At 55.3% G+C, this 23,208-nt stretch carries 23 protein-coding genes; 13 read left to right on the top strand and 10 right to left on the bottom strand.

The window, feature by feature from the left end; all coding sequences use genetic code 11:
* Positions 1 to 14: 14 nt before the first annotated feature.
* The 3 genes from THS5294_RS05900 to flgB are packed head-to-tail and all read right to left on the bottom strand — an operon-like array spanning position 15 to position 1,518.
* Positions 15 to 701: a flagellar hook assembly protein FlgD gene (locus THS5294_RS05900; RefSeq protein WP_058122996.1), complete on the bottom strand. Its 687-nt coding sequence runs from the start codon at positions 699 to 701 to the stop codon at positions 15 to 17.
* An 11-nt stretch (positions 702 to 712) separates the two neighbouring features.
* Positions 713 to 1,132 carry a flagellar basal body rod protein FlgC gene (gene flgC / locus THS5294_RS05895; RefSeq protein ID WP_058122995.1) on the bottom strand — a complete coding sequence of 140 codons (420 nt, stop codon included), beginning with the start codon at positions 1,130 to 1,132 and terminating at the stop codon, positions 713 to 715.
* Positions 1,132 to 1,518 carry a flagellar basal body rod protein FlgB gene (flgB, locus tag THS5294_RS05890; protein WP_058122994.1) on the bottom strand — a complete coding sequence of 129 codons (387 nt, stop codon included), beginning with the start codon at positions 1,516 to 1,518 and terminating at the stop codon, positions 1,132 to 1,134. Before flgB ends, flgC begins: the two co-directional genes overlap by 1 nt.
* A gap of 75 nt (positions 1,519 to 1,593) precedes the next feature.
* On the opposite strand from flgB, the gene THS5294_RS05885 reads away from it, so the two are divergent.
* The 3 genes from THS5294_RS05885 to fliD all read left to right on the top strand — a co-directional run bounded on the left by THS5294_RS05885 (position 1,594) and on the right by fliD (position 4,335).
* The gene (locus tag THS5294_RS05885) at positions 1,594 to 2,250 is read left to right on the top strand and encodes a hypothetical protein (RefSeq protein ID WP_072936765.1); all 657 of its coding nucleotides are present in this window, start codon (positions 1,594 to 1,596) and stop codon (positions 2,248 to 2,250) included.
* Between the two features lie 18 nt (positions 2,251 to 2,268).
* Complete coding sequence (locus THS5294_RS05880) at positions 2,269 to 2,613, top strand: hypothetical protein (RefSeq protein ID WP_058122992.1); 345 nt, start codon at positions 2,269 to 2,271, stop codon at positions 2,611 to 2,613.
* A 72-nt stretch (positions 2,614 to 2,685) separates the two neighbouring features.
* A complete protein-coding gene (gene fliD / locus THS5294_RS05875) occupies positions 2,686 to 4,335 on the top strand; it encodes a flagellar filament capping protein FliD (protein ID WP_058122991.1) in 1,650 nt (549 codons plus the stop codon).
* A gap of 38 nt (positions 4,336 to 4,373) precedes the next feature.
* Here the strand turns inward: fliD and THS5294_RS05870 are convergent, their stop codons facing one another.
* A complete protein-coding gene (locus THS5294_RS05870) occupies positions 4,374 to 5,033 on the bottom strand; it encodes a response regulator transcription factor (protein WP_233486416.1) in 660 nt (219 codons plus the stop codon).
* A gap of 263 nt (positions 5,034 to 5,296) precedes the next feature.
* On the opposite strand from THS5294_RS05870, the gene THS5294_RS18530 reads away from it, so the two are divergent.
* Both THS5294_RS18530 and THS5294_RS05855 read left to right on the top strand, forming a co-directional pair.
* On the top strand, positions 5,297 to 5,584 hold the full coding sequence (locus tag THS5294_RS18530; RefSeq protein WP_058122990.1) for a hypothetical protein: 288 nt from the start codon (positions 5,297 to 5,299) through the stop codon (positions 5,582 to 5,584).
* Positions 5,585 to 5,803: 219 nt separating this feature from the next.
* The gene (locus THS5294_RS05855) at positions 5,804 to 8,299 is read left to right on the top strand and encodes a hybrid sensor histidine kinase/response regulator (RefSeq protein ID WP_058122988.1); all 2,496 of its coding nucleotides are present in this window, start codon (positions 5,804 to 5,806) and stop codon (positions 8,297 to 8,299) included.
* Between the two features lie 490 nt (positions 8,300 to 8,789).
* Here THS5294_RS05855 and THS5294_RS05845 read toward each other — a convergent pair whose 3' ends face one another.
* From THS5294_RS05845 to flhA, 5 genes are all read right to left on the bottom strand, one after another.
* Complete coding sequence (locus THS5294_RS05845; RefSeq protein WP_233486415.1) at positions 8,790 to 9,272, bottom strand: hypothetical protein; 483 nt, start codon at positions 9,270 to 9,272, stop codon at positions 8,790 to 8,792.
* Positions 9,273 to 9,580: 308 nt separating this feature from the next.
* On the bottom strand, positions 9,581 to 9,874 hold the full coding sequence (locus THS5294_RS05840; RefSeq protein ID WP_058122986.1) for a hypothetical protein: 294 nt from the start codon (positions 9,872 to 9,874) through the stop codon (positions 9,581 to 9,583).
* Between the two features lie 7 nt (positions 9,875 to 9,881).
* Positions 9,882 to 10,256, bottom strand: a complete 375-nt coding sequence (locus THS5294_RS05835) for a flagellar protein FliS (RefSeq protein WP_072936763.1) — start codon at positions 10,254 to 10,256, stop codon at positions 9,882 to 9,884.
* Between the two features lie 77 nt (positions 10,257 to 10,333).
* Entirely contained in the window at positions 10,334 to 11,746 is a 1,413-nt protein-coding gene (locus THS5294_RS05830) for a hypothetical protein (RefSeq protein WP_058122985.1), read from the bottom strand.
* 41 nt (positions 11,747 to 11,787) lie between these two features.
* Positions 11,788 to 13,896: a flagellar biosynthesis protein FlhA gene (gene flhA / locus THS5294_RS05825; protein ID WP_058122984.1), complete on the bottom strand. Its 2,109-nt coding sequence runs from the start codon at positions 13,894 to 13,896 to the stop codon at positions 11,788 to 11,790.
* A gap of 151 nt (positions 13,897 to 14,047) precedes the next feature.
* On the opposite strand from flhA, the gene THS5294_RS05820 reads away from it, so the two are divergent.
* The 5 genes from THS5294_RS05820 to THS5294_RS05800 are packed head-to-tail and all read left to right on the top strand — an operon-like array spanning position 14,048 to position 17,142.
* Positions 14,048 to 14,560 carry an LPP20 family lipoprotein gene (locus THS5294_RS05820; protein WP_038005492.1) on the top strand — a complete coding sequence of 171 codons (513 nt, stop codon included), beginning with the start codon at positions 14,048 to 14,050 and terminating at the stop codon, positions 14,558 to 14,560.
* A gap of 21 nt (positions 14,561 to 14,581) precedes the next feature.
* The gene (locus THS5294_RS05815; protein ID WP_072936762.1) at positions 14,582 to 15,712 is read left to right on the top strand and encodes a flagellar assembly protein T N-terminal domain-containing protein; all 1,131 of its coding nucleotides are present in this window, start codon (positions 14,582 to 14,584) and stop codon (positions 15,710 to 15,712) included.
* A gap of 1 nt (position 15,713) precedes the next feature.
* A complete protein-coding gene (locus THS5294_RS05810; protein WP_058122983.1) occupies positions 15,714 to 16,052 on the top strand; it encodes a type IV pilus assembly protein FimV in 339 nt (112 codons plus the stop codon).
* Positions 16,033 to 16,800: a flagellar basal body P-ring formation chaperone FlgA gene (gene flgA / locus THS5294_RS05805; RefSeq protein ID WP_058122982.1), complete on the top strand. Its 768-nt coding sequence runs from the start codon at positions 16,033 to 16,035 to the stop codon at positions 16,798 to 16,800. The genes THS5294_RS05810 and flgA overlap by 20 nt, the downstream gene beginning before the upstream one ends.
* 3 nt (positions 16,801 to 16,803) lie before the next feature.
* Positions 16,804 to 17,142 (top strand): flagellar biosynthesis anti-sigma factor FlgM, encoded by a 339-nt coding sequence (locus tag THS5294_RS05800; protein WP_038005499.1) that lies wholly within the window; start codon positions 16,804 to 16,806, stop codon positions 17,140 to 17,142.
* A 317-nt stretch (positions 17,143 to 17,459) separates the two neighbouring features.
* On the opposite strand, the gene THS5294_RS05790 is transcribed toward THS5294_RS05800, so the two are convergent.
* Complete coding sequence (locus THS5294_RS05790; RefSeq protein WP_058122980.1) at positions 17,460 to 18,113, bottom strand: SEL1-like repeat protein; 654 nt, start codon at positions 18,111 to 18,113, stop codon at positions 17,460 to 17,462.
* Between the two features lie 219 nt (positions 18,114 to 18,332).
* On the opposite strand from THS5294_RS05790, the gene THS5294_RS05780 reads away from it, so the two are divergent.
* From THS5294_RS05780 to THS5294_RS05770, 3 genes are all read left to right on the top strand, one after another.
* Positions 18,333 to 20,981 carry a flagellin N-terminal helical domain-containing protein gene (locus THS5294_RS05780; protein ID WP_058122978.1) on the top strand — a complete coding sequence of 883 codons (2,649 nt, stop codon included), beginning with the start codon at positions 18,333 to 18,335 and terminating at the stop codon, positions 20,979 to 20,981.
* Positions 20,982 to 21,100: 119 nt separating this feature from the next.
* Positions 21,101 to 22,075 (top strand): sugar kinase, encoded by a 975-nt coding sequence (locus THS5294_RS05775; RefSeq protein ID WP_233486414.1) that lies wholly within the window; start codon positions 21,101 to 21,103, stop codon positions 22,073 to 22,075.
* A gap of 129 nt (positions 22,076 to 22,204) precedes the next feature.
* On the top strand, positions 22,205 to 23,143 hold the full coding sequence (locus THS5294_RS05770; protein WP_058122977.1) for a 2-hydroxyacid dehydrogenase: 939 nt from the start codon (positions 22,205 to 22,207) through the stop codon (positions 23,141 to 23,143).
* Positions 23,144 to 23,208: the final 65 nt, after the last annotated feature.

The raw sequence follows: 23,208 nt of genomic DNA, 5'->3' as shown, positions 1-23,208 counted from the left end.
AATCGGCGCAGTCGTTACAGACGGAAGCGCAGGATATCAGCGGTGCTGAGGTTGCCGTAATCCTCGACTTCGAGGGTGCCAGCGCCGGTAGCGGAGGCGCCAATGACGTCAGCAAAGACATTCGGCGTCAGGCTTTCGGGCCCGTCACCATAGTTGATCGAAACATCCATCCGCACACTGCGCGCGCCGTTGCGATAGGCCTCTGGCAGGTCTTTCCAGGCAAAACCGGACATGCCGCTTGCCTGACTGCCCAGATCAATTGAGTGTAACATTTCGCCGGTTTCGGCGTCCGCGAAATTGATCTGCGTCGCGAGCGAGGTCCGCTCTAGGTCGATGACGCCGTGGATTTCTCCGTTGTCGTCAGCGCGGGCGATATTGCCGGGCACCAGCACAGAGTGGCCCAGCATATTTACGGATGAAGCTACACGAAACTGATCCATTTGTTCCGAGATGCTGGTCATGGTTTGGTTCATGTCGCTGATCCCAGCCACGGACGAAAACTGCGCCATCTGGGCGATGAAATCACCGTTATCCATGGGGGCGAAGGGGTCTTGGTTCTGGAGCTGCGCCGTCATCAACTTTAGGAAATCCGCCTGACCCAGTTCATCCTTTGGCTCGGCATTTTTCGCTTCGGTCGTGCTGATCCCCAGCTTGGAAAGCAGTGCGTTTTGCGCGCTTAGGCTGTTGTTGTTCACGTCCATCGCTTAATCTCCTACGACTTGCCCATGTTCACGGTGCGCACCATCAGCGTGCGAAGCGTCGTGACCACTTCGAGGTTATTTTGGTACTGGCGGCTGGCCTCTAGCATATCGACCAGCTCTTCGTTCACATCGACCGGGGCGACGTAGACAAAGCCTTCTTCGTCGGCCAACGGGTGTCCGGGTTCGTGCACGCGCTGGGGGTCTCGGTTCAGGGCGACAACATCGCGAACCTCAACCGAGGCGCGCTGTGCGTTGCGCATGCCATCTTGGAAAACGGTCTGAAATACGGGGCGTAGGGGGCGATATGCGCCCTCGGCCGATCCCGCGCGGGCGTCGGCGTTCGCGATGTTGGACGCGACCGTATTGAGCCGCACCATCTGAGCGGCCATAGACCGTCCTGCGATGTCGAAAACGTTCTTAAGCTCCGCCATCATTCCCCCTTAATCGCGGTCATGAGACCGGAAATGCGTCTGTTGAGAAACGTGAGCGTGGTCATGTAGCGCAGAGAGTTTTCGGAAAACTCCATCTGCTCGACCGAGATCTCAACCGTGTTGCCATCAAGCGATGGGTTCAGGGGCTCCCGATATTGGACCATATCCGCGCCAACCCCGACCAAGTTATCGAAGTGGCGCGTATCCGTTTTGCGCACGGGGCTTTGGCCCATTTCGCGTGCGATTTCCCGATCAAAATCCAGATCGCGCGCCTTGTAGCCAGGTGTTGCGGCATTGGCGATGTTTGACGCCAGCATCGTGTTGCGCTTGTCACGCAACGCCAAGGCCGACGCCTGGAAAGAGATATGTTCTTTAAGTGCATTCATGATTTTTCGACCACGGGCATCCTTTTCTGGTCCGAGATTTGCAAGATGAGTGCCAAACCTCCGGCGGAGATGAAAATGTCGAAAAAAACATTGGCGCCCTATCAAGCGCGGCCCCAACCCAGCCCAAAAACGCTTGCGCGTCAGGCGGATGCATTGTGCGAGCGGGTGCATGCGTTCCTTGCGGATACGCCAGCGCTAAAGGCTGCGGGCGTTTTGTCGGGGTTGCTGGCGGAGACCACGGATCCTGCGACGCGGCTTGCGATTTTGACGACACGGATACAGGTATTGCGGGCGCGGACAATTGCTTGCCAATCGGGCCGTTCGGTGGATGAAGGTCTGACATTGGGCGCGATGTTAGAGGAGCAGAAAGCCAAGCCAGAGCCGCCTCCACCGCCGCCGGAATCAGAGCCGGAGCCGGAAGTGAGTGAGGCTTCTGCCCCCCCCGAAGATCCAAGTGAAGAGCAAGATCAACCTATCGCCCAAGGCGAACAATTGGCACAGATCAAGTTGCTGCAAAGCTATGAGCACGAAGGCATTACCCTACCCGAAGGTGCGGTGTTTGCCGTCGCTGCCGCTAAGGCTGAAGAGTTGGTCTCCAAGGGGATTAGCGTCCTTATGCCCTCTGTTGAGGAAGACGGCGCCGAGCAGAAGCCGGAGGATCAGGGCAGTGATGCGGAGGAGAATCCCCTCGGTGCTCCTCCCGAAACCGATGATGCGAAACCGGCGGACTAGGCGCAGAAAGGTATCTGGATGCACACCACACTTGTTGTTTTTTCGTTCGCGAGTGTCCTGCTGGCAGGCTCGTTGCGAGACTGCGCAAGCCTGACCCGGTTTGAGCAGGAATCCTATGATTGCTCAGCGACGCAGGCGCCGTTCAACAAGCTGACATTCCAAGATATCGCGATTGGTGAAGGCGGCGTCATAGATGGGGCCGAGCCGACACGTGCAACGATTTCTCAATACGGAGGGGATCGTTTGATCGTGGAATGGGGCCGCGACCGATTGGTTATCAATCGCAAAACCGGCGGTGTGACGGTGACCAGAAACGGTGTGCTGCGCAGCTATGCGTGCAAGCGCGCGCAGTTTCAAATGTAGCAAGGAATTGTAGTCAGCGACTAAACTTTGAATGGTTCTGGACGTTAATATTTGTAGTGAAAAAGGTGTGTTATGGCTGAAATCAAACCCGACATTCTGTCTGCGCTCAGTCAAAATGGCAGTGGGCTGCAACTGCAAAGCCTTGCTTCTAGCCTTGTTGAAGCAGAAACCAGCGGTGAGCGGGTCCTGACAGAGCGCCGAGTTGAGGATGCAAATACCTCGATTTCTGCAATGGGGCAGCTGTCCTCACAGATCGGTTTGTTCAAGGCGGGAATGACTCGGGCCGCAGAGACCGCGTCGCGTTCTGCTTCGTCCACTACCAGCGCGGTGTCCATCGAAGTCACCCAAGAGGCGATTGCGGCAGATGTTTCCGCGGTTGTTGAGGTCACGACATTGGCGTCCCCGCAGGTCACAACATTCCGTTTCGCGCAAGGCACCAACAGCAGTTCTGCGATTGAGGCGGGATCGTTTTCGGTGTCTGCGCCTGGTTGGGATGATCGGGCCTCTGTCTCGGTTCCCAGCGATAATGCGACGTTGAATGGCTTGGCGCGTGAATTGCATGAGATTGAGGGGCTGACCGTGTCCTTGATCGATACGGGCGATGGCATGGCGTTGATCGTCAAATCGCAAGATGGAACTCAAAATGGATTGGATGCCACATCCATCACTGCCATTGAGGCCGCCCTCGGGCTGACCGCAGATGGCAGTCAAGGTACCAGCGATGCAGATGAAAACCCATTGGGGGTATCGACGACGACGAGTGCCGCAACGGACGCCAACTTTACTGTGGACGGTGTGGCCGTCACCCGCGGTTCGAACGTCGTGGACGATCTGTTTGTCGGGCACCGTGTGACGGTTAACTCGCTCGGAACCGCGACGCTGACCTCAAGTGAAAGCAGTGGTTCGGTCCGTGAGCGGATCACCTCCTTCCTCGGTGAGGTGAATGCGTTGAAATCTTATCTCAACACAGCCACGCAGCGTGGCCTAAACGGGGCAGAGGCTGGGCCGCTGGCGGGTGATATCGCTGCCCAGTCGGTGCTTGGTAAAATTCGCGGGATCACGACGCGGCCGATTCCTGGCTTTGGGGCCGAGCCTGTGTACCTTGCTGAATTGGGTATTATGACAGAACGGGACGGCACCTTAAGTTTGGACGAGGATCGGTTCGAGCGAGTGATGGAGGAGAACCCAGATATTGCGCAGGCACTTTTTGCGACGCAGTTCGGGTCGGATCAATCTGGATTGACCGTTACAGGGTTGTCGTTCGCGCCGCCAAAGCCGGGCAACTACGCGTTGGAGTATGATCCGTCGACATCCCCCGCGACCGCTACACTAGATGGTGCATCGATGAATGTAAGTTCAGATGCGCAGGGTCGGCCGGTCCTAAGTTCGAGCGAAGGTGACACCTATGGGATGCGCATCACACTTGAAAGTGCTGCCGCGATGTCGACCACGGTCCGCTATGGCATCAGCCTTGCGGACATGATGGCCGAATATAGCGACCAATTGGTGGGTGCTGGGGGCATGCTTGCGCGGCGGGAAACCGAGTTGGCACAGGACTTGGAAGATTTTGAAGATCAACTGACAGCGATCGAGGACAAGGCCGCCGCGTTGACGGAGCGGTATAATGTTCAATTTGGCCGCATGGAGGCGGCAATCGCCAGCCTCAATAAGACTGGTGAATATATGGAATCGCTGATGGAGGCCTGGAACGCCGACAGATAGGGTCAGCGCTCAATCGGCTTGCCTGCTTCGTGATGGGACTAGAGCAATGACCGTTCACGACTGATGATCGCGGCATGAGCACGGTTGCGGGCACCGAGCTTTTTACAAATCGCGCGCATGTGCATTTTCACGATCACTTCGGTCGCGCCCATCGCGCGGGCGATTTCCTTGTTGGTCATACCGTCGGCAGCAAGGCGCAGGACGTAGATCTCTTTGTCGTTCAGCCCGTGGTTGTCGGCGTCTGTGGTCGAAGACCCCGGAAAGTCGGTTCCGACGGGTACGAAGATTTGGCCGGAGTTGATCAGTTCAATGATGCTGCCAAGCGACCGCAGTGGCATCGTCTTAGCAATCAGGCCGCGCACACCAAGGGCAAGAGCCTTATCCAAAACATGGCGGTCAATCTGCCCGGTGAATAGTACAACGTTCCCGTCACGAGCGGCTTTGACAACTTGGCCCACGCTATTAAGTCCGGTCATGCCGGGCATGCGCAGGTCCAACAGCACAACATCGTAGTTGTCTTGGCCCAATAATTTCAAAAGGCTGTCGAGGTCATAGCAAGAACTGACGTCAAAAGTACCCTCGCTGCGCAGCATCGAGGCGACGGCGTCCGCGAGCAGCTTGTGATCATCTGCGATGGCCAACTTCAACGTTGAGCCTGTATCGTTCGGTTCCGAAGCTCGTTCTTGCAACATCGTCATCCCGTTCACTTTTCATATTCGGACAGACCGCCGATACCTTCCAACATCTTGAAGGGTATGCGACATTCCACACATTGTACTGCCTAGCGGTGTCAATATTTCGCCGCTACTTTAGCGCTACAATAGTGACATCCCGCCATTGTGACAGTCCATCTGATCAAAAATATCCGATGATCAGTTAATTTATCGTTAGATACTGTGAGATTGCTGCAAGAAGTATCTATTAGTTTGGATATCAAATATTTCAAACGAATGGTTATCCCATGAAGCACTTCCGATTTGCCTCCCTTTTCCTCGCGCCTTTGTTTGCTGCTGCCGTCACGACAGCAGCGTCTGCCGATGCGGTTCTGACAGTTACCAATGGCGAAAAAGTCTTGGAAATGAACGCCGCTACGCTGAACGCGTTGCCGCAGGTGTCTTTTGAGACGTCGACGATTTGGACGGATGGCACGATCTCGTTCTCTGGTCCTTCGCTGCGGTCCTTGATGGATCAGGCGGGTATCTCAGACGGGCAGCTGACGCTGACTGCAATTGACGCTGACTGCAATTAATGACTATGCGATCCAAGTGTCTGTCGATGAGATTGAGGACAATGCTCCGATTGTCGCTACCTTGATGAACGGTGAGCCTATCAGTAGGCGCGAAAAAGGTCCTTATTGGCTTGTCTACCCATACGATGTTGATGCTAAGTATCAGTCTGAGGTAATTTACGCGCAAAGTATTTGGCAGCTTGTGTCTATTGAGCGAGACGCCGAAAATTAAGGACTGAAATGAGTTTTAAACTTCGCATGCGGCGGACATTCATGCGTCAAGGGGTGGCATTGCTGCTCCTGACGTTTCTTCTCGCCGCATTTGCTATCCTTTTTATAGCTGCGCGTTCGATGAAAATTGAACTCGATGCTCTGGCTTTCGCTGACTCAGATAACTTGGGTTGGAATATCTCTCAGCTCGATGTCGACTATCGAGGCTTTCACCTCGCCTTACTCGAGCCATTGGTTGAGACATCGGACGCTGGTACGGAAATCACATCAGCGGAAATGGAGAATATTCGGCGTTCATTCGATATATTCTACAGTCGAGTTTCCGTTATCAGCGCCACTTTTAAGCGCGTCGGCCAACCTGATGAGATTAGCGGGCAAATGCAACGGGTTGAGACGTATCGAGACGACGTTGCCGATTTAATTGATGCAATAGAGATCCCGACTTCCGCTGACATTGATGCTTTGGTGCAGGCGACCAAGGCCTTGGGTGCGGATGTTCGTCGTCTGACGACAGCCGGAATTCAGTCTTTGGGGGAAGTAGCGTCCAATGCTCGAGTAGTTGAGCATCAAATTTTCCAGCGCTTTTATGTGAAGCTCTTCACTATACTTGGCTTTGTATTACTGTCCTGCATACTCGCTATCCGTTTATGGCGCGATCTTGAAAATCGCAATCGCAGGATCGAAATGGCAGCGACCAACGTCAATAATGCAATTGAAACGGCCTTATCGGCTGTCATTTTCCTCGACACCAATGGTATGATTGTCCAATGCAACCATGCAGCGGAAACCCATTTCGGTAGCGATCGAAAAGAGTTGATTGGGGTGGATTTCATCCACGCCTTTATCGATCGCGATAGCTTGCCGAAATTTTTTGCCTATCGAGACGCTAAAGATACAAATCCCATCCGGTTGAAGGCCCGAACTGCTGAATATCGCGCCTTTCCTGTTGAGTTATCAGGCTCGTGGCAAAAAGATGTCGAAGGCAATGATATTTATATCATCTACCTGCTCGATATCTCTGAAAAGTTGGAGGCTGAGGAGAAATTGAAGGCTTCTCGGGATGAGGCCAAGGAAGCTTCTCATGCCAAAAGTCGTTTTCTTGCCACCATGAGCCACGAAATGCGGACGCCGCTTCATGGCCTGATTGCTTCGATGGATATGATCCAGACATCGTCCCTGAGCGATGCTGACCAGCAGCTATTTAAAACAGCCCGTGAATGTAGCACCCGGGCGCTGGAACAAGTTAATGGTATTTTGGATCACACCCGCACGACCCAGATGGAAGAGCGAGAGCATCCCTTCCGCCCCTGCCGGGTTATCCGAGATATCCGCAAGTCTTTGACGCCGCTTGCCACCGCCAACGGTACGTCAATCGAATTTTCGTTTTCCGGTGATGGGGCTGAGGCACGTTTCATTGGTCTGCCGGACTCGTTTTCGCGGGTCATGTACAACCTGATTGGCAATGCGATTAAATTCACGAAAAACGGGGCCATCTTAATTGAGCTGATCGCCATGCAGGGGGACACGCCGGGTGCGCGGCGTCTCAATATTGTGGTGAAAGATACAGGCTCTGGTATTGCTGTCGAAGATCAAATTCGCATCTTTGAGCAGTTTGAAACTGCCACGTCTTTTGCCGATGAAAATGCCAAGGGTACGGGCCTTGGCTTGGCCATTGTGAAGCACTCTTTGGCGCAGATGAACTCCACGATCGAACTGCGCAGCGCCCTTGGTCAGGGCAGCCGATTTAGCTTTTCGCTCCACCTTGAGATGGACACGGCACAAGAAGAAACACCTGGCGCATCGATGCCGCAGGCAGAAACAGTTGTTGAGAATGCAGTGTCCGGCAAAAAGCACGTTCTCATCGTGGATGATAACGCGGTTAACCGTAGCGTTTTGCGCGAAATGGTGTCGCGATTGGGGCTTAGTCCTGAGTGCGTGACGTCGGGCTTTGAGGCGGTAGATGCTGCAGAAAAAGTGGCTTACGACCTTATTTTGATGGACGTAAACATGCCCGGGATGAGCGGGCATGACGCAACCCGTATTATCCGCGCTTCTAGTGGACGTTCTGCTGAAACAGTGATCTTGGGGGTGACTGCCTTGATCCCAACGGATCACGATAAACAGACAGATTCGGGTATGAATGCCATGCTCGCAAAGCCGCTCACGTCAGAGAGATTGTTGGCTGCAACACGTAAGCATTTACAGGCGACAGACGAAGCGGATGAAGAAGAAAGCATTATCGATCTTCTAGATCCAGATACCGCGCGCGAGCTGAAATCTCAAAGCCTTGCAGACGCCAAGAATGCATTGCAAGTCATGACAGATCCGGGCAGCAGTTGGGATGCGCGCGTCGATAAAATTCACTACGCGGTGGGCTCGACCGCTGTTGTCGGGTTCAATTCGCTTAGCCAGTTTCTTGCTCAAGCTGAAAGCGCGGCTAAAGCGAAAGATCAAGCGACGCTCGACGCATGCGCTGAGCAAATCCGCAATACGATTTCAGCCTAGCATTTGCCTGCATCATGCGGTGGTTTTGGGGTGCTTTGGGCGCGGAGCAATTAACCATGAGGGCCCGGATGTATCTAAAGAGGTGGTTTGAGCCCAAAGGTGCACTGCATTGTGGCCGCTTGAATGGGCTATGATATTCCCAAGTTGGACGTGTTCGATTGCGCGAAACACTGGAGTGATCAAATGCAAATTAAAACTGTCAAAGGCGAATTTGTCACCGTTATGGTAACGCCCTACCAGACAGCACGCGGTCGCCTCGTTTCTTTCGTACCTCAGTCCAATAGCGCGACTATCGATGTGAACGGACAGCTCATACGTGGTGAGTGCCTGTCCTCAATCCATGATGCTAGCGACGTGGTTCCTCAGTTAGCCTGCGCCTAGTCTGCGCTAGGCGATTAATTTTGGGGTTCATATATTGGCTCCACATTCAGTCGAACCATCCTTTAGATAGGTGTTTGCGAAACAGGCTTTTTGTACTGTGAAAACGGACTTAAATCGCGTCCGAAAACCCTACCTCTACATTTAGAACGTTGTTGAGCCACTTGAGCTCTGGCACTTTGGCGAGTGACCACCCAAAGGGTTCTGCCAGAGTTGAATCGTTGCGAAGGCGAAAAACAAACGCCCGAAATGCAAGTAGCACGGCTTTACTGCTCGTTCCCTGTTTTACTGGGGCAAGGGGGTCAAAAAATAGACCCTTCATTTTGCGCGGCTTTCCAGCACGATCCAACATTATGGAATTATAGATGAAAGCGTTGCAGTAAGTGATCGTGTTTTCTTCTTCGATCTCCGCTAGGAAAAACAACATGGCCTCAGCCGCGCTATGCAGTTTCTCCGGGGAGCAATCACTGTACACCTCACTGAACGGCTTTGCCATTTTATTGGCGTAGGCTTGGATTGGAAGATTACCTTCAACGTAGCGCAGCGCGATTGTTGCGCAGGCTGCATTGAGGATCCAATCAGGAGCGTGGGACATACCTACAAGGCCTAACTAGCCGCACCCATGGCGACGCGGTGTCGAATTTCTGATATGCGCTGCACTCGATATGCTTCTCAATTCGTATCTTGAGGGTTGATTCCTCTAAGTACGCTATTTTGTTTGAGTTGACGCACGTACCGAGCGCTAAGAAACGCTATTTATGTGACACTGCAAAATATGCACCTAAGTGCCCAGAGTGTCTTTCGCTTGCCGGCGTTATCAAAAGAGCGAGCGGGCATGTGGAGTGATCCCTAGTCGATACTCACACGCCGCTCTCGCTCACGTTTACAGAAACATGATTTTCGCTACGGTACATTTCTTCGATAGCCTGATATTGCCTTTTGACGTTTGCGCCCGACTGTTTGGAATTGTTGCAAAGCACTGGTGACTTGATCTGACATTTCTCGATGGGTTTTGGCCAAGGCGGCAAGATTTTCAGATTGAGCTAAATTACCATGTGCCGGAAGGGATGTCGCAAGGCGATACATCGCCTCGCTCTCAACTATGGCTTCAGCATAGCTGCCAGATCTAAGTAGCTGGTTAACTTCGATCTGGATGGCCTTAAGCTTTTGCAACGTTTGATTAACGGCCTCCTCCATCAATGCCTCAGGCAATCTGCTGCCATGCATCAAGGATTTCGCGCATCGCAAAGTGAGCTTGCTCAAGGTTAGCGGTTTCATCTTTGCGCATGTCCTTAAGGACATGTTGCCGGCAATACTCGTAAAGTTGGAACAAGTTCGTTGCGACTGCGCCACCGGTATCAAAGTCGAGACTGCCTTGAAGGATATAGATCGCCGTCAGTGAGCGGGCCGTGTGCACCTTGTAAAGTTCCGGCTCGGCTTTGGGGGTTGCAGCTAGAATGGCGAGGCTTTTTGTTAAATATTCCAGCGTCGCCTTAATGAGTTGGTGGTTATTATCAACATCGAAGTCAGGCTTGCTCTGCTGTCGTTTGTAGATAGCGGCTGGGCTTTGCATCGTCATTTTGTGGCCTCAATTTTTTGCTCAATCACAATAGGTAACGACCAGCGGACACTCGGTTTTAGAGCGCAAAGCCGACATTAGGCATCTGATTCGCGATTGTTGAAAGCCTCACGCATAAGCGCGGCAAGAGATGGTGCATTCGTGAGTGATGCGCCGTCCGAAACGGCTGGGTCATTCATCGTCGATATAACGCTCACCCCGTTCGCACTGAGGGCACTCAGGCCTCGAATGCTGACCCCGCCAATTTGCATGTGGGTGATGATGGCCCCGAGCCCGGGCAGCGCCATATCGCGTGTAAACTTGTTGATAGCGTTAGCAGACCATGCGCCCGGAATGGTCATAATCGCTTGAACGCGAGTGCTGGGGAAATTGTCTTGCACCGCGGCTAATGCCTGCCGGATTTGTATGGGATCTGTGTGGTCGCAATCAACAATCAGGGGCAATTCTGCCCCTGAAAGCGTGTCAGCGTAGGGCGTATTCAGAAAGCTGGCGTGGCGGCGTAGCCTATCATCAGTGAACAGCCCACTCTTGCTAAGCGACAACATAGATGGGCGGCTTTGGCTGGTTTGAATCCTGTGGAACGCGATCTTGGCGGCCGTGGTTGTTTTGCCAGAGCCGGGTGGGCCAAAGACAAACACAATGTCGCTTTCCAGGGGCGCCGGCGCGCTCGACGCCACCGCGAGACGCTCTGCCAATAAGTCCGAAGCACGCCGTAGCTGTCCGGCCAGATCGCTTGGGCCCGATGGGTCTATGCTGGCTGTGACAATATCAGAGGGAAACCCATTTCGCGCCAAAACATGGTTTTCTACCGTCCGGATCGATGGATTAACCCTAACGCCGCCCTGTGATTGCGGGACATAAGGACGTAGCACCGGCTTGGCGTTTTTTTCGGGCTTTGCCTCTATCTCGCTGTCCGGAACATTTGCGTTGGGGTTAAAGGGCTTAAGAACCAGCGGCTTTTTATCCGTGCTGGGCGTTGCTGTAACCACGGGCGCGGGCTTTGTCGCGAGCACGGGCTTGATCGGTTTGTGCGCGACGCGTGACGGCGGTAAAACCTTGGGCTGAACCTGTGCGGCGGCTTCAGGCGTCGGTTTCACGACAACTGCTGGCCTTGGCAGGCGAGGCGCAGGTGCAACAGGTTCAGCCGCCCTGAATTCAGGTTCGGCTGGGGTGTCACCCCCAAGCTGATCTGGCGCGTCATCGCTTTCATCAAGGAAAATATTAATGGGCGCAGGTTCAATCGGCTCCTCCCGGCGGGAGCGCGCTTGGCGCATGGCAGTTGCCAGATCGATCTGTTGCGCCCCAGCGCTCTTTGTGACGGTGGTTTGCTTTCGAATACGACGCGGGGCGGCGGTGTCTTTCATCGCGCGCACCTCGGTCGTGTCGCCCACGCGTTTGACCGACAGGATCATAGCGTCATCACCCAACTCGCGGATGGCTTTTTCCATCGCGGTGTCTGAGTCTGCTGCTCTGAAGACGTGTTCGGTCATTTGTTTCCGGCCTTGGGCTGCGAGGGTTTAGGAGGCATCGATCAGTTGGCGGGTTCGTTTTGTTCCTCACCCGAGACGCTGGCAACGACATCGACCTTTCGGCCGTCCGGCAGCTCGGTAAAGGAGAGAACGGCGAAATCAGCCACGTGTTGAAGTAGGAAATTGGCCAGCTTGCGCCGAATTTGCGGTGAGACCACAAGGAACGGCTTCTTGCCCAGTTCTGTTTGCTCTTCGTTAACTTTGACTAAGGCGAGGACGAGCCGTTCGGCCAGCCCCCCATCCAACAGCAACTGATCGCCGTCCGACTGCTTGGCGGAGTTGATCAGCAAATGTTCAAAGCTGCTTTCTAGAGTGACCACAGGTAGTGGTTCATTCAGTGGTGCGCTTTGTTGGATTAGCAAGCCGACCAGATGGGGGCGCAAAGTTTCGGCTGTTTCGGCAATGGACAAATTGCGTCCCGACATCTCAGACAGCAATTCAAGAATGCGGCGCAGGTCGGATATCGGAATGCGTTCTCGTAGCAGGTGCCGAAGGACAGCGGTTAACGTGTGCAGCGGCATCAGCTTGGGGATGACCGATTGCACCAGTTGCGGCACCACTCCGGATAAGTTGTCGAGCAGTTCCTGAACATCGTCCTGCCCAATCAGTTCCGAGGCGTGCTTGTATAGGATCTGATTTAGGTGCGTAGCCAAGACCGTTTCCGGTTCAATGATGACATAGTCGTTGGCCTCGGCCTCGATTTCACGCTCGGGCAGGATCCATGTTGCGTCGATGCCAAAGGATGGGTCCTTGACGTCGATCCCTTTGACCTTGATCCGAGAGGTGCCGCTGGGAAGGGCCAGTTTGTGATCGGGATACACCTTGTTTTCGGCCACCACGGTTTGCCCAATTTTGATCCGGTAATCATTGGCGCTAAGCGCGAGGTCATCACGCACGCGCACCCCGGGCAGCACAAACCCTAGCGCCTGCGAAACCTCTTTTCGGACGGTCGTGATCCGCCGCGCCAGTGGGCCGCCATCATCGGCATCAACCATCGTTAAAAGCGGATAACTGAGCAGTAGCGTCACGGCGGACAAGTCTGCCACATCGGTTACCTTCAGGGTATTGGGGTCGCTCGGTTCCTCTGGCTCAGCGGTTTCATCGGGGGCCTCATCGTCGCCGCGCAATTCCGCTTGTCGGAATGCATAGCCGGCTGCACCCGCGGCACCGGCCATCCCCACAAACAGTACCGTCGGCATGCCGGGTACCAACCCGATCAGCCCCAACACACCCGCCACGGGAAACCACGCGCGGGACATGCTGATTTCACCCTTGATGTGTTGGGCCATGTCTTGGCGGGATGACACACGGGTTACGATGATCGCGGTGGCAATGGATAACAACAGCGATGGAATTTGCGCGACCAGACCATCGCCGATCGACAACAGAATATACAACTCGGACGCTTCACCCACCGATAGGTCGTGTTGCAGCATCCCGATGGCCAATCCGCCGATCACGTTCACTGCCAGGATCAAGATGCCCGCAATCGCGTCACCTTTGACGAACTTGGAGGCACCATCCATTGCGCCGTGAAAATCGGCTTCGCGTGCTACGTCTTCGCGGCGCAGGGTGGCTTCCTCGGCCGTCAGAACGCCTGCGTTGAGGTCGGCATCGATGGCCATTTGCTTGCCCGGCATGGCATCCAGCGTGAACCGCGCCGATACTTCGGACACACGGCCCGCACCTTTGGTAATCACCACAAGGTTAATAATCACGAGGATCGCAAACACGAAAATCCCGACCACATAATTGCCCGCGATGACAAAGGCCCCAAAGGCTTCGATAACCTTGCCAGCGGCTTCGGTGCCTGTGTGGCCTTCGCTCAGCACGATGCGGGTTGAGGCCACATTCAGGCCCAGTCGGAGGACCGTCGCCACCAGCAGCAAACTCGGAAATGAGGAAAAGTCCAAAGGACGATAAGTATGCAGTGCCACCATCAAGATCAGCAGGGACATGAGGATGTTGATGGTAAACAGAAAATCCAAGATGAACGCAGGCAGCGGCAATACCATCATCGCCACAAGCATCAGAATGCCCAAAGGCAGCACTAGACCGGTCAGCGAACGTCGAATGCCCGCGCCGTTCGTCATGGGTTCTGACAGGCTCATATATGCGTCCTTTGCGGCTGGCGTGCCGTACCCCGTGACACAGGCAAGTATCATGCCATCTTGCTCAAAAATGGTGATGTTTCGGTGGTGGACCGGGGCTGGCACGCCATGTGCATAACGCTGGTCAACAAGACCATCTCAGGAGACCACCGTGCGCAAACCTATCAGACAAAGCGTTATCACCATGCTTGCGCTGACCGGAGCCCTGTTCGGGCTGAGCGGGTGCAATACCTTTAACGGCCACGCGGCTATGTTGGGCAATGTAGATCCCGCTGTCCGCGACGTGGTGGCGGTTGAAGCTGCGCTTGATGCGTCAGACGTGGCCGTGACCAAGCAAGTCGTTCCAGCGATCACGGGCGTGGGCTATGCGACGATTTCGGTTCAGCCTGCGCGCAACGCCAACCAAAAGCGGTTGATGGCGATCCGGGCGGCGCGTTTGGATGCGATGCGTGATCTGACTGAGCAAGTGCATGGGCTGCAAATGTCCTCTCGGACGACGGTCATCGACACGATCGTGCAAAATGACACCACCCGCGCATCGGTGGCCGGGACCATCCGAGGCGCGCGCACCGTTCGGATCAACCCCGTTGGCAGCGACACCTATGAGGTCGTGCTGGAACTGGACCGCGATATGATCGCACGTATCATGAAGGCTTTGCGGTAGCCCGTGTTTAGACGGCGTTCCATGCTAATGCGCTTGCTGCTTGTGATGGGGGCGGTCTTTCTGCTCGCGACCCAGCCAGCGCTGCCTGACATGGTGCGGGTCACAGGGCGCGCATTTGTTGAGGCGGGAAAACAGGATCTAGCCCGCCGCACCGCGCTTGAGGACGCATTGTATCAGGCGGCCTTGGCGGGTGGTGCGCAGGTGGATGGTTTTTCGGTGGTGGACCAGGGTGTCCTCACGGGGGATAGCATTTTGTTGCGCCCCTCAAGTCGCATCTTGGACTTTGTCATCGTTGAGGAATACGCGGCGGGGTCTCAGTACGAAGTGGTCATCGACGCCTATGTCGGCACCCAGCCTGATTTGGGTTGCGCAGTTCGTCCGGATGTTGAGCTGATAGCTGTTCGCCCACACATCCACGCCAGCATGCGCACACCTTTATGGATGAAGGGCGCGCTTGAGTTGGCCCATGATCAGACCTTGGATGCGCTGGGCCGGACTGCCAAGATCAAGATCACCCGTAGTAGTATTGATATCACTCCGCGCGGTCGGCAGGCTTCGGCTGTGCAGGACGATTTCGATTATCAAACGCTGTTGACCGGTCGGGCTACAAGGGCGACGGCGCCTGTTTCTCAACTGCCCAAGGATGCGCGCGGACTGCAATTACGCTGGTCGTCGGATGCGGCCCGTGTGAATGCGACCCGCGTTACGGTCACGGTTGAGGCGCGGATCATTGATCCCGCAGCTCCGTCACGGGCGGGGGATCAACGCCTGCGTCACACCATTCGGCTAGCTCCTGATACGCCTTGGCGCGCGCTAAACGTCGTCGCCCGCAAGGACCAAGGGGCGGTCGCGGACGCGCTGGCTGAACACATCAGCGCAGGGTTGATGCCCTTGCTGGCCCGACTGCCTTGCGCGCCTTTGGTTGCACAGTTGGAACCGGCGGGTGAGGGCCGCTTTCGTGTGTCTCTGGGGGCGCGCGATGGGCTGACGAAACAAAGCCTCGCGTTCGCCGAAGGCCGTGGCCAGGCTTGGACAGTGTTTCGCGTGACGGAATTGGCACAGAGCAGCGCCATCATTTCGCCTATGAATGCGGCTCGCGCCCCGGATGGCTTGGCGGGTGTTTCTGTACGATTTTCAGGGGGCATGCAGTGATATGAAGCTTTTTGTAGCCTGTGTTTTGGCGTGCATGATGTCAGGCACCGCCACCTTCGCGCAGGAGCCGTTTATTGTGTTGCAATACGGGCCCAGCGACGGCCCCGCGACGCAAAGCACCGAAGGCCATACCATCCGCAAGGGTGAAACCCTCAACGGTATTTTGCGTCACTATTTTGGAGCCGATGCGCACCTAAAGGATTTGGTGCGTGAAACGGTGCAGGGCAATCCGCATGCTTTTCGTGGCGGGAATGCGGACCGGATGCTGATGGGGCAAACGCTGCGGCTTCCGTCTGGATACGGCGGCACAGGTGAGGTTGATGATATCTATTTCTTCTAATCTCATTCGCTGCGTAGTCCTGATCATCGTTGCAATGTTTATGCCCGGCCTTACTGGGCTGGCGGCCCAAGAGCGCATTGTTGATGGCCGTGAAATCCGTGAAGCAATTGGCGCGCGCCTTGCCCAAGCGGGTGAAATTGCGGCCCCCAGCCTGATGCCACAAAAGAAGTTCTTTCTTTGTGACGGACCGCTGCGCGTAGAGCCTGCGTTTGGCGGGTGGCGCAGTGTGAATATCATCTGCCCATCACCTGCGGAATGGCGCATTGCCGTGCGGGCACAAGTGAAGGGTGCTGCGCCGCTTGCTGCCACACCGGCTGAAGTGTCAGCAACCCAAGCAGTTTTCTTGACCCGTCCATTGCGCCGCGGAGACCGTATTCAGGCCATGGATGTAGAGCTACGCCCAGTTGATCCGCTGTCCTCGGCCAGTGTGTTTGGCCGCCTCTCGGATGTGATCGGCCGCGCGCTTAACCAATCCATGAGCCCCCATATGCCTGTTATGGCCCGTCACCTTGCACGGGAGTGGAGCGTTGAGGAAGAAGACCCGCTAGAACTGGTTGTCGTGCGCGGCGGTATCGAAATCCTATCGAGCGGGATTGCATTGGGTGCGGGCCAATTGGGCGATACCATCCGAGTTGCAAACACCCGTAGTGGAACGCCGTTGCTTGGGCGGATCGTCGGTGAAAAAAAAGTTGAAGTAATTGCTAAAGGTCGCAACTCGGGGGCCGTTACCTCCATTAGCAGGAGATAGAACATGGTTGATGTTACACAAAATCTGACGGGTACCGTTACCTCGGTCAAAGTGCCTGACGCGACTGCTGCGCCTAAAGTGAGCGTTTCACAGGGTGATGCGTCTCAGGTTGCGAACTTGGGCACGGGCGCGCCGGTTAATCCGGTGCCGTCTGCTGGAAAGGCATCCGTTGAGGTAAACTCAGCGGCGGCTGACGTGCTTGCGTCTATGCAAAACCAGCCGGCACCGATTGATATTGATGCGGTCACACGGATCCGGGAAGCCATCAGCGCGAATGAATATCCGCTGAATTATTCCAAGATCGCGGATGGCCTTGCAGAAGCGTTCGAGTCGCTGACCTGACGATGAATGAGGCTGCTGAAACTGCCCTTAGTGAGCTGGAGCAGTTGTTGACGCAGTTGAACACGTCTCGACGTGAACCCGATAGGTTTGCGCGGATTTCAGAAGCAGTCTTAGCAAAGCTAGAACATGCGACTGGTTTGGTGGACCCCGACCACCCGGAACTGACAAAGCTGAATAGGCTTTTGGTCAGTGAATTTTTGTTTGCGGCCAGATCGGCTGAGCTACGCTCGCCTTTGTCCGTGGCCAATTTGTCAAAATATGACCAACCCAAAACTTCATCGTCAAAATACTGACATGACGCAGGCTGTGTTCGCCCATTAGGAATCCGCAGGCGGAACCGCAAATCGTTCCGCCAATTTTTCTTCGACAAACATATCGCGTGCCGCGTCTTGGACCTTTGCTATTGTTTTGATCTCTAGCTCGCCTGCGATATCATCGCGTTCAGCCGCAGCGTCTGGCAGCCCGAGGGCTGAGCCGAGCAGGGTCCATAGATATGCTTCTTCTAGGTCGGGCTTTTGCAACACCTCCCGCGTTAGCTGCACATACGGCATCACTGCATCGCGGTCGCCGCGAGCAAGGCGGTCTTGCATCCGTTCTTGGATACGGCCCTCAATCTCACGCAGGGCTGCGGGCTGCACTATGTCAATCAAGTCAGCGCTTAGGGTTGAGGCGCGCGCCACGCCGCCCAGTTGCGCAAGCAGCGCCCACTCGAGTGCTTGGGCAAAATGCTGGGGGCGCCCTTTTCCGGATTTTAGCAACACGGCAAAGTTGAATTGCGCGTCATGGTCCCCGGCTTGCGCGAGAACTTCAAACAAATCTGCGGCCTGTGCAAAATCCTGCGCCTTGGCGGCCTGAACTGCGGCCTGGAACGGGTCAGGTGTTTCTTCAGCATCTAGCGAAAGCGGGTGCACGGCCAATGTGCAGGCAGTCAGCACGCTCAGCACGCAGCGCCGTATGGGGATAATCTTCATGGGGTCACGTCTCCCGAAATCAATTGGAGCAAAGCCTAAAAGCAAAGCGTTCGCGCGACAATTGCCTTTGTTTACAAAGTTTTTTGCCTTGGCGCTAAAATGCGCCGCCGCGGGCCGTTACCTTATGAGGCTAGAGGGCGGTACCAATTTGCTCGCTGGTCTCAGAGGCGGTGTGACCCAATGCAGCGCCGCTCTTAATTTTGAAACAGGAGAAGTGTGATGGTACTCGCAATTGCAACGAATTCTAGCGCCTTGATGGCCAGCGCTGCCGCCTCGAGCGTGAATAAAGACATGGAAACCTCCATGGAGCGTCTCGCAACCGGCAAGCGCATTAACTCTGCCGCCGATGACGCCGCTGGTGTCGCGATTGCCTCACGCATGACATCCGAGATCAACGGTTTGAACCAAGCGATCCGCAACGCAAGCGATGGTCAGTCGATGGCTGCCACGGCCGAAGGCGCGATGGTTGAAATCTCTGACATGCTGCAGCGTATGCGCGAACTGGCCGTTCAATCGTCGAACGACACGCTCAACACAAACGACCGTCAGAACCTGAACGACGAAGTGACTCAGCTGAAGGCGGAAATTGACCGCATCGCGACCACGACGCGCTTCAATGACGTTAACATGCTGGACGGCACCGCTGACATCACCCTGCAAATCGGTGCCAAGGCCGGTGAGAGCCTGAACTTTAAAGTTGGCAACCTCGGCACCACAGCACTGGGTACGTCCCTGACGGCTTTGACCTCAAGCGCGGCCACCTCGAATTCTGCTGAGGGCGTTGCTGCCACGAAATCCGTCTCGCAGATGGCGTTCAACGGCAATGACACCTACGGCTTTACGCTGACTGTTGGTGAGGGCGACGGTTCAACAACCGAAGCGCTGACCATCGCCAACGCGTCGGTAACTGGCAATTCGGCCTCTGACGTTGCAAGCAAAATCAACACAGCAATTTCTGCGGCTGTGACAGCAGGCACCTTGGCCGCTGACACAGTTTCGGCAACAGCCAACGGCAACGTTGTGACCATCGAAAACAAACTCGGTGACAGCATCGCAGTGTCCAGCTTCTCTTCCGCAGGCAACGGTACGGCTTCCTACGCGTCCATCTCTGGCGCTGGCGAAAGCAAGCTGCTGACAGATACAGGTGCGACGACAGCCATCACAAACAACGGTGGCGGCGCGGCATCCACTGCCAGCTCGACCCTCGCGCTGCAGGCTGGCAAAGACTACAGCTTCAACGTGAACGGTACGGATATCACGGTTTCCAATCTCGGGACCGATACGACCGAAGCCGATCTGCTTGCTACTTTGAAGCTTGCGATTGGTGATGGCGCTGCTGGCTCGACGGTCACAGGTCAAAACTTCTCGCTGCAAGACACATCCGGCAAAGAGATCGAAATCAAGAATTTTGTGGCGGCATCCTCGCCGGTTGGTTCCGCGGGTTCGATGGTGATGACTGTTCGCGTCGATGCCAATAGTGACACGCCAAGTAACACCTTTGCAGTAGGTGGCTCTGACGCCTCTAGCATTGGTGCCAGCGATATTGTTCAGCTTTCTTTCACTGAAGCAGAAGCTAACTACGGGTTTGAACTTGATGGTCAGGCGTTCACGGTTGCAACTGCATCCGCAGGCGTATCGTTGCAGGAAGCTCTTGCGACAACGCGTGATGCAATTAACGCCAATACCAGCCTGACAGACGTTGAAGCACGTTTGGTTGACGGCAAGCTGGAGATTGAAAACGCTGCTTCGGCCGCTATCGATCTCGACACCTTCACATCCACTGGCAAACCCGCCGTCGTTGCTGGCACTGCAACCTTTGCAAACGTTAACCTAACGTCGCAGGGCAGCGCTTCGACCACCAACGGTACAGAAGCAACGCCATCCGAGATGACCATGAGCTTCTCCGAGGACGATACTTATTCGTTCAAGATCGGCGGCACACAGGTCACTGCAGAAGTGTCCGGTGGCAACCTTGATGGAATGGTCTCGGCGATCAATTCGCAGTCGGCGACAACAGGCGTAACAGCGGCTCTGTCGAACGGCGATGTCTTGCTGTCGAATGCTGCTGGCAGCGCCATCACCATCACCGATTTTGCTTCGACAGGAACGGGCATCGTTAATGCGGCCAACGCAGCGGGCCAGGGTTCGTCTGCAACGCTGACTGATGCGGCTGCCGTGACGGGTGCGTCTACAGCTGCCGCTGGCACCGCGACCGCGACGACAATGGCACTGAGCATGGATGCGACGGATAATGTCACATTCCAAGTGTCTGACGGCCAGACAACGGCAACCGTACGTTTGACCAGCTTTGACACGACCGACAACTCGGCAATGCTGGCTGAAATCACATCTGCTTTGTCTAACGCGGGTTCGAACATCACGGCGGCTGCTACGAACGGGACGTCACCGATCGTACTGACTAATGCGACAGGCGGTGAGATTGATTTGACCAACTTCACCTCTGACGGTGCTGGCGTCATGACAGCGTCGCCCGGTGCGCAGCAAGGTGTCGGCAAAATGCTGGACGATACCGGCGTATCGGCTTCCCAAAATGCGGTGTCGGCGATCGACATCTCTACGGATGCCGGCAGCCAGGACGCGATCTCTACCATTGATCGCGCGCTGGAATCGCTGGGTGGGGAACGTGCCAATTTGGGTGCAGTTGTTAACCGCCTCGATCACACTGTTAACAACCTGACCAACATCGTCGTCAACACTGAGGCCTCCAGAGGTCGTATTGAGGACGCTGATTTCGCAACAGAAAGCACAGCACTGTCCAAGGCACAAATTCTGCAACAGGCATCCACAGCGATGCTGGCGCAGGCGAATGCTTCTAAACAAGGTGTGTTGAGCCTCCTGCAAGGTTAATCGACTCTCAAAAGTTAAAGGCAGGCTCGGGTTTTCCCGGGCCTGTTTTCTTTTGGGCGGTCACTTTTCTTGACCGTTAATTTTGGTATACCAAGTGGCAACAGTCGGGGAGCGATGACATGACAACTGCCTTTGGTAAACCTGTGGCGGGTGATGACGCTCTCGCTATGCGCCGGGTCACGACGATCGGGGAATGTATGGTAGAATTGGCGCCCGAGCAGCAGGCGGGCTTGTTTCAGCAAGGTTTTGCCGGAGATACGTTCAACACGCTTTGGTACCTCAAATCCTTGAGGCCAGACTGGACCGCCCGCTATTTCACGCGTGTCGGGGATGATGCGATTTCGGCCCAGATGCTGGAAATGATGGTTAATGCCGGGATTGATGTTGACCACATCGCAAGGGATCCGCTGCGGTCTGTTGGGCTATACCTCATTTCACTTAACCAAGGTGAACGGAGTTTTACCTATTGGCGCAACCAGTCTGCCGCACGGCAGTTGGGTGCGGACCGTGCTGCACTGGAACGCGCAGTTGAAGGCATGGATCTAATCTACCTGTCGGGTATCACGCTAGGTATCTTGGACGACGCGGGCCGTGCAACATTGCTGAACGTGCTGCGGCAGGCACGCGCTGCAGGGGCGACCATCGCGTTTGATAGTAACCTAAGGGTGCGTTTGTGGCCGTCCGAAGATGCAATGTGCGCCGCAACTATGCAGGCAGCAGCTGTCAGTGACATTGTTTTGCCCTCCTACGATGATGAGGCGGATTTCTTCGGGGATGCCGATCCGCAGGGGACTATTGACCGCTACCTAAGGGCAGGGGCCGGGTCGGTTATCGTCAAGAATGGCGCGGGTTCGGTGCACTACAATCACTTTGGTGCGTCTGGTGTTGTGATCCCCAAAGTGCAATCCGAAATCGTTGATACGACCAGTGCGGGCGACAGCTTTAACGCAGGCTTTTTCGCTGAGTTGGGGCGTTCAGGCGACGTTGAGGCCTCGATCCGATTGGCCTGTGAAGTCGCGCATCAAGTTATTGCGCGGCGCGGTGCGCTTGTCCCATTGGATTTGGGCAAGCTAAGCCTTGGTGCATCCGTGTAAGGCGGATCGCGTTACTTGTGAACGAAACCCAAGGCAAAAGCGATGCTCGTGCGGTTGACACTTGGGATGGTCAGGCTCAACATCAGAAATGGTATACCATTTGCCAAGATTGCGTATGAAGGGTGAAGCATGACACATACATTGGCGATTGGGCCATACAATGACGATGAAAAACAGGGTCTAACGCGGGAACTTTCGCCGATTTACCTTGATGGGCCAGCTAGCGTGGCGAACCTAGATGCAGCGCAGCGTGAGGCGATTAAGGCCGTTGCCTACAAGGGTCATCATGCTTTTGGCGCGACTGAGATGGACCTTTTGCCAAACGTTGGCGCGGTCGCTAACTATGGCGTTGGCTACGATGCGATCGACGTCAAAGAAGCCTCCGCGCGGGGGATCAAGGTATCCAACACACCCGGCGTTTTGAACGATGATGTGGCTGACCTCGCGGTCGCGATGTTGATCATGCAGGGCCGTGAGATGGAGCATGCAAGCGCATGGGCGCGGTCTGGAAAATGGGCTGAGCAGGGCGAATATCGGCTGAATCGCAAGGTCAGCGGTGGGCGTGTGGGTATCGTTGGTCTGGGTCGGATTGGTCGCGAAATTGCCGATCGCTTGGCCGCGTTCAAAATGGATATTCACTACTGGTCCCGCTCCGAAAAGGACACGCCCGGTTGGACGCATCACGCTGATCCTGTCTCTTTGGCCGATGCTGTCGATTATTTGATCGTCGCGTTGGTTGGCGGTCCGGATACGGAACAGTTCGTCTCAAAAGAGGTGATCGCGGCACTTGGATCGCGGGGCGTGTTGGTTAACATCTCGCGCGGATCAACCGTGGATGAGGGCGCACTGCTTGACGCTCTTGAAAGCGGTGCAATCGCTGGCGCGGCGTTGGACGTTTTCCTAAACGAACCCAAAATCGATGCCCGGTTTTACGCATTGGACAACGTTGTGATCCAGCCGCATCAAGGGTCCGGTACAGTTGAGACACGCGCCGCGATGGCCAAACTGCAGCGTGACAATGTGCTCGCGTTCTTGGGCGCTAAGGAGTTGCTCACACCTGTGAACTAGTCAGGCCCCGGGCCTTCCCGCCTGAGCGATGTATGTTCGCTCAGGCGGAGTTCATCTGTGCTAGA

Source organism: Thalassobacter stenotrophicus, assembly GCF_001458315.1.
GTDB classification, from domain to species: domain Bacteria; phylum Pseudomonadota; class Alphaproteobacteria; order Rhodobacterales; family Rhodobacteraceae; genus Thalassobacter; species Thalassobacter stenotrophicus.
The sequence above is the reverse complement of the archived record's forward strand: the minus strand, read 5'-3'. Positions and strand labels throughout refer to the sequence as shown.

Bases quoted from the DNA above. Each gene is read 5' to 3' on its own strand.
- fliD (WP_058122991.1), top strand. From the start codon at position 2,686: ATGGCTGAAATCAAACCCGACATTCTGTCTGCGCTCAGTCAAAATGGC.
- THS5294_RS05810 (WP_058122983.1), top strand. From the start codon at position 15,714: ATGAAGCTTTTTGTAGCCTGTGTTTTGGCGTGCATGATGTCAGGCACC.
- THS5294_RS05780 (WP_058122978.1), top strand. From the start codon at position 18,333: ATGGTACTCGCAATTGCAACGAATTCTAGCGCCTTGATGGCCAGCGCT.
- flgB (WP_058122994.1), bottom strand. From the start codon at position 1,518: ATGAATGCACTTAAAGAACATATCTCTTTCCAGGCGTCGGCCTTGGCG.
- THS5294_RS05840 (WP_058122986.1), bottom strand. From the start codon at position 9,874: ATGGAGGAGGCCGTTAATCAAACGTTGCAAAAGCTTAAGGCCATCCAG.
- THS5294_RS05835 (WP_072936763.1), bottom strand. From the start codon at position 10,256: ATGACGATGCAAAGCCCAGCCGCTATCTACAAACGACAGCAGAGCAAG.
- THS5294_RS05885 (WP_072936765.1), top strand. From the start codon at position 1,594: ATGTCGAAAAAAACATTGGCGCCCTATCAAGCGCGGCCCCAACCCAGC.
- THS5294_RS05800 (WP_038005499.1), top strand. From the start codon at position 16,804: ATGGTTGATGTTACACAAAATCTGACGGGTACCGTTACCTCGGTCAAA.
- THS5294_RS05775 (WP_233486414.1), top strand. From the start codon at position 21,101: ATGACAACTGCCTTTGGTAAACCTGTGGCGGGTGATGACGCTCTCGCT.
- THS5294_RS05855 (WP_058122988.1), top strand. From the start codon at position 5,804: ATGAGTTTTAAACTTCGCATGCGGCGGACATTCATGCGTCAAGGGGTG.
- THS5294_RS18530 (WP_058122990.1), top strand. From the start codon at position 5,297: ATGAAGCACTTCCGATTTGCCTCCCTTTTCCTCGCGCCTTTGTTTGCT.
- THS5294_RS05790 (WP_058122980.1), bottom strand. From the start codon at position 18,113: ATGAAGATTATCCCCATACGGCGCTGCGTGCTGAGCGTGCTGACTGCC.
- flgA (WP_058122982.1), top strand. From the start codon at position 16,033: ATGATATCTATTTCTTCTAATCTCATTCGCTGCGTAGTCCTGATCATC.
- flgC (WP_058122995.1), bottom strand. From the start codon at position 1,132: ATGGCGGAGCTTAAGAACGTTTTCGACATCGCAGGACGGTCTATGGCC.
- THS5294_RS05815 (WP_072936762.1), top strand. From the start codon at position 14,582: ATGCTAATGCGCTTGCTGCTTGTGATGGGGGCGGTCTTTCTGCTCGCG.
- THS5294_RS05870 (WP_233486416.1), bottom strand. From the start codon at position 5,033: ATGACGATGTTGCAAGAACGAGCTTCGGAACCGAACGATACAGGCTCA.
- flhA (WP_058122984.1), bottom strand. From the start codon at position 13,896: ATGAGCCTGTCAGAACCCATGACGAACGGCGCGGGCATTCGACGTTCG.
- THS5294_RS05770 (WP_058122977.1), top strand. From the start codon at position 22,205: ATGACACATACATTGGCGATTGGGCCATACAATGACGATGAAAAACAG.
- THS5294_RS05900 (WP_058122996.1), bottom strand. From the start codon at position 701: ATGGACGTGAACAACAACAGCCTAAGCGCGCAAAACGCACTGCTTTCC.
- THS5294_RS05845 (WP_233486415.1), bottom strand. From the start codon at position 9,272: ATGTCCCACGCTCCTGATTGGATCCTCAATGCAGCCTGCGCAACAATC.
- THS5294_RS05880 (WP_058122992.1), top strand. From the start codon at position 2,269: ATGCACACCACACTTGTTGTTTTTTCGTTCGCGAGTGTCCTGCTGGCA.
- THS5294_RS05830 (WP_058122985.1), bottom strand. From the start codon at position 11,746: ATGACCGAACACGTCTTCAGAGCAGCAGACTCAGACACCGCGATGGAA.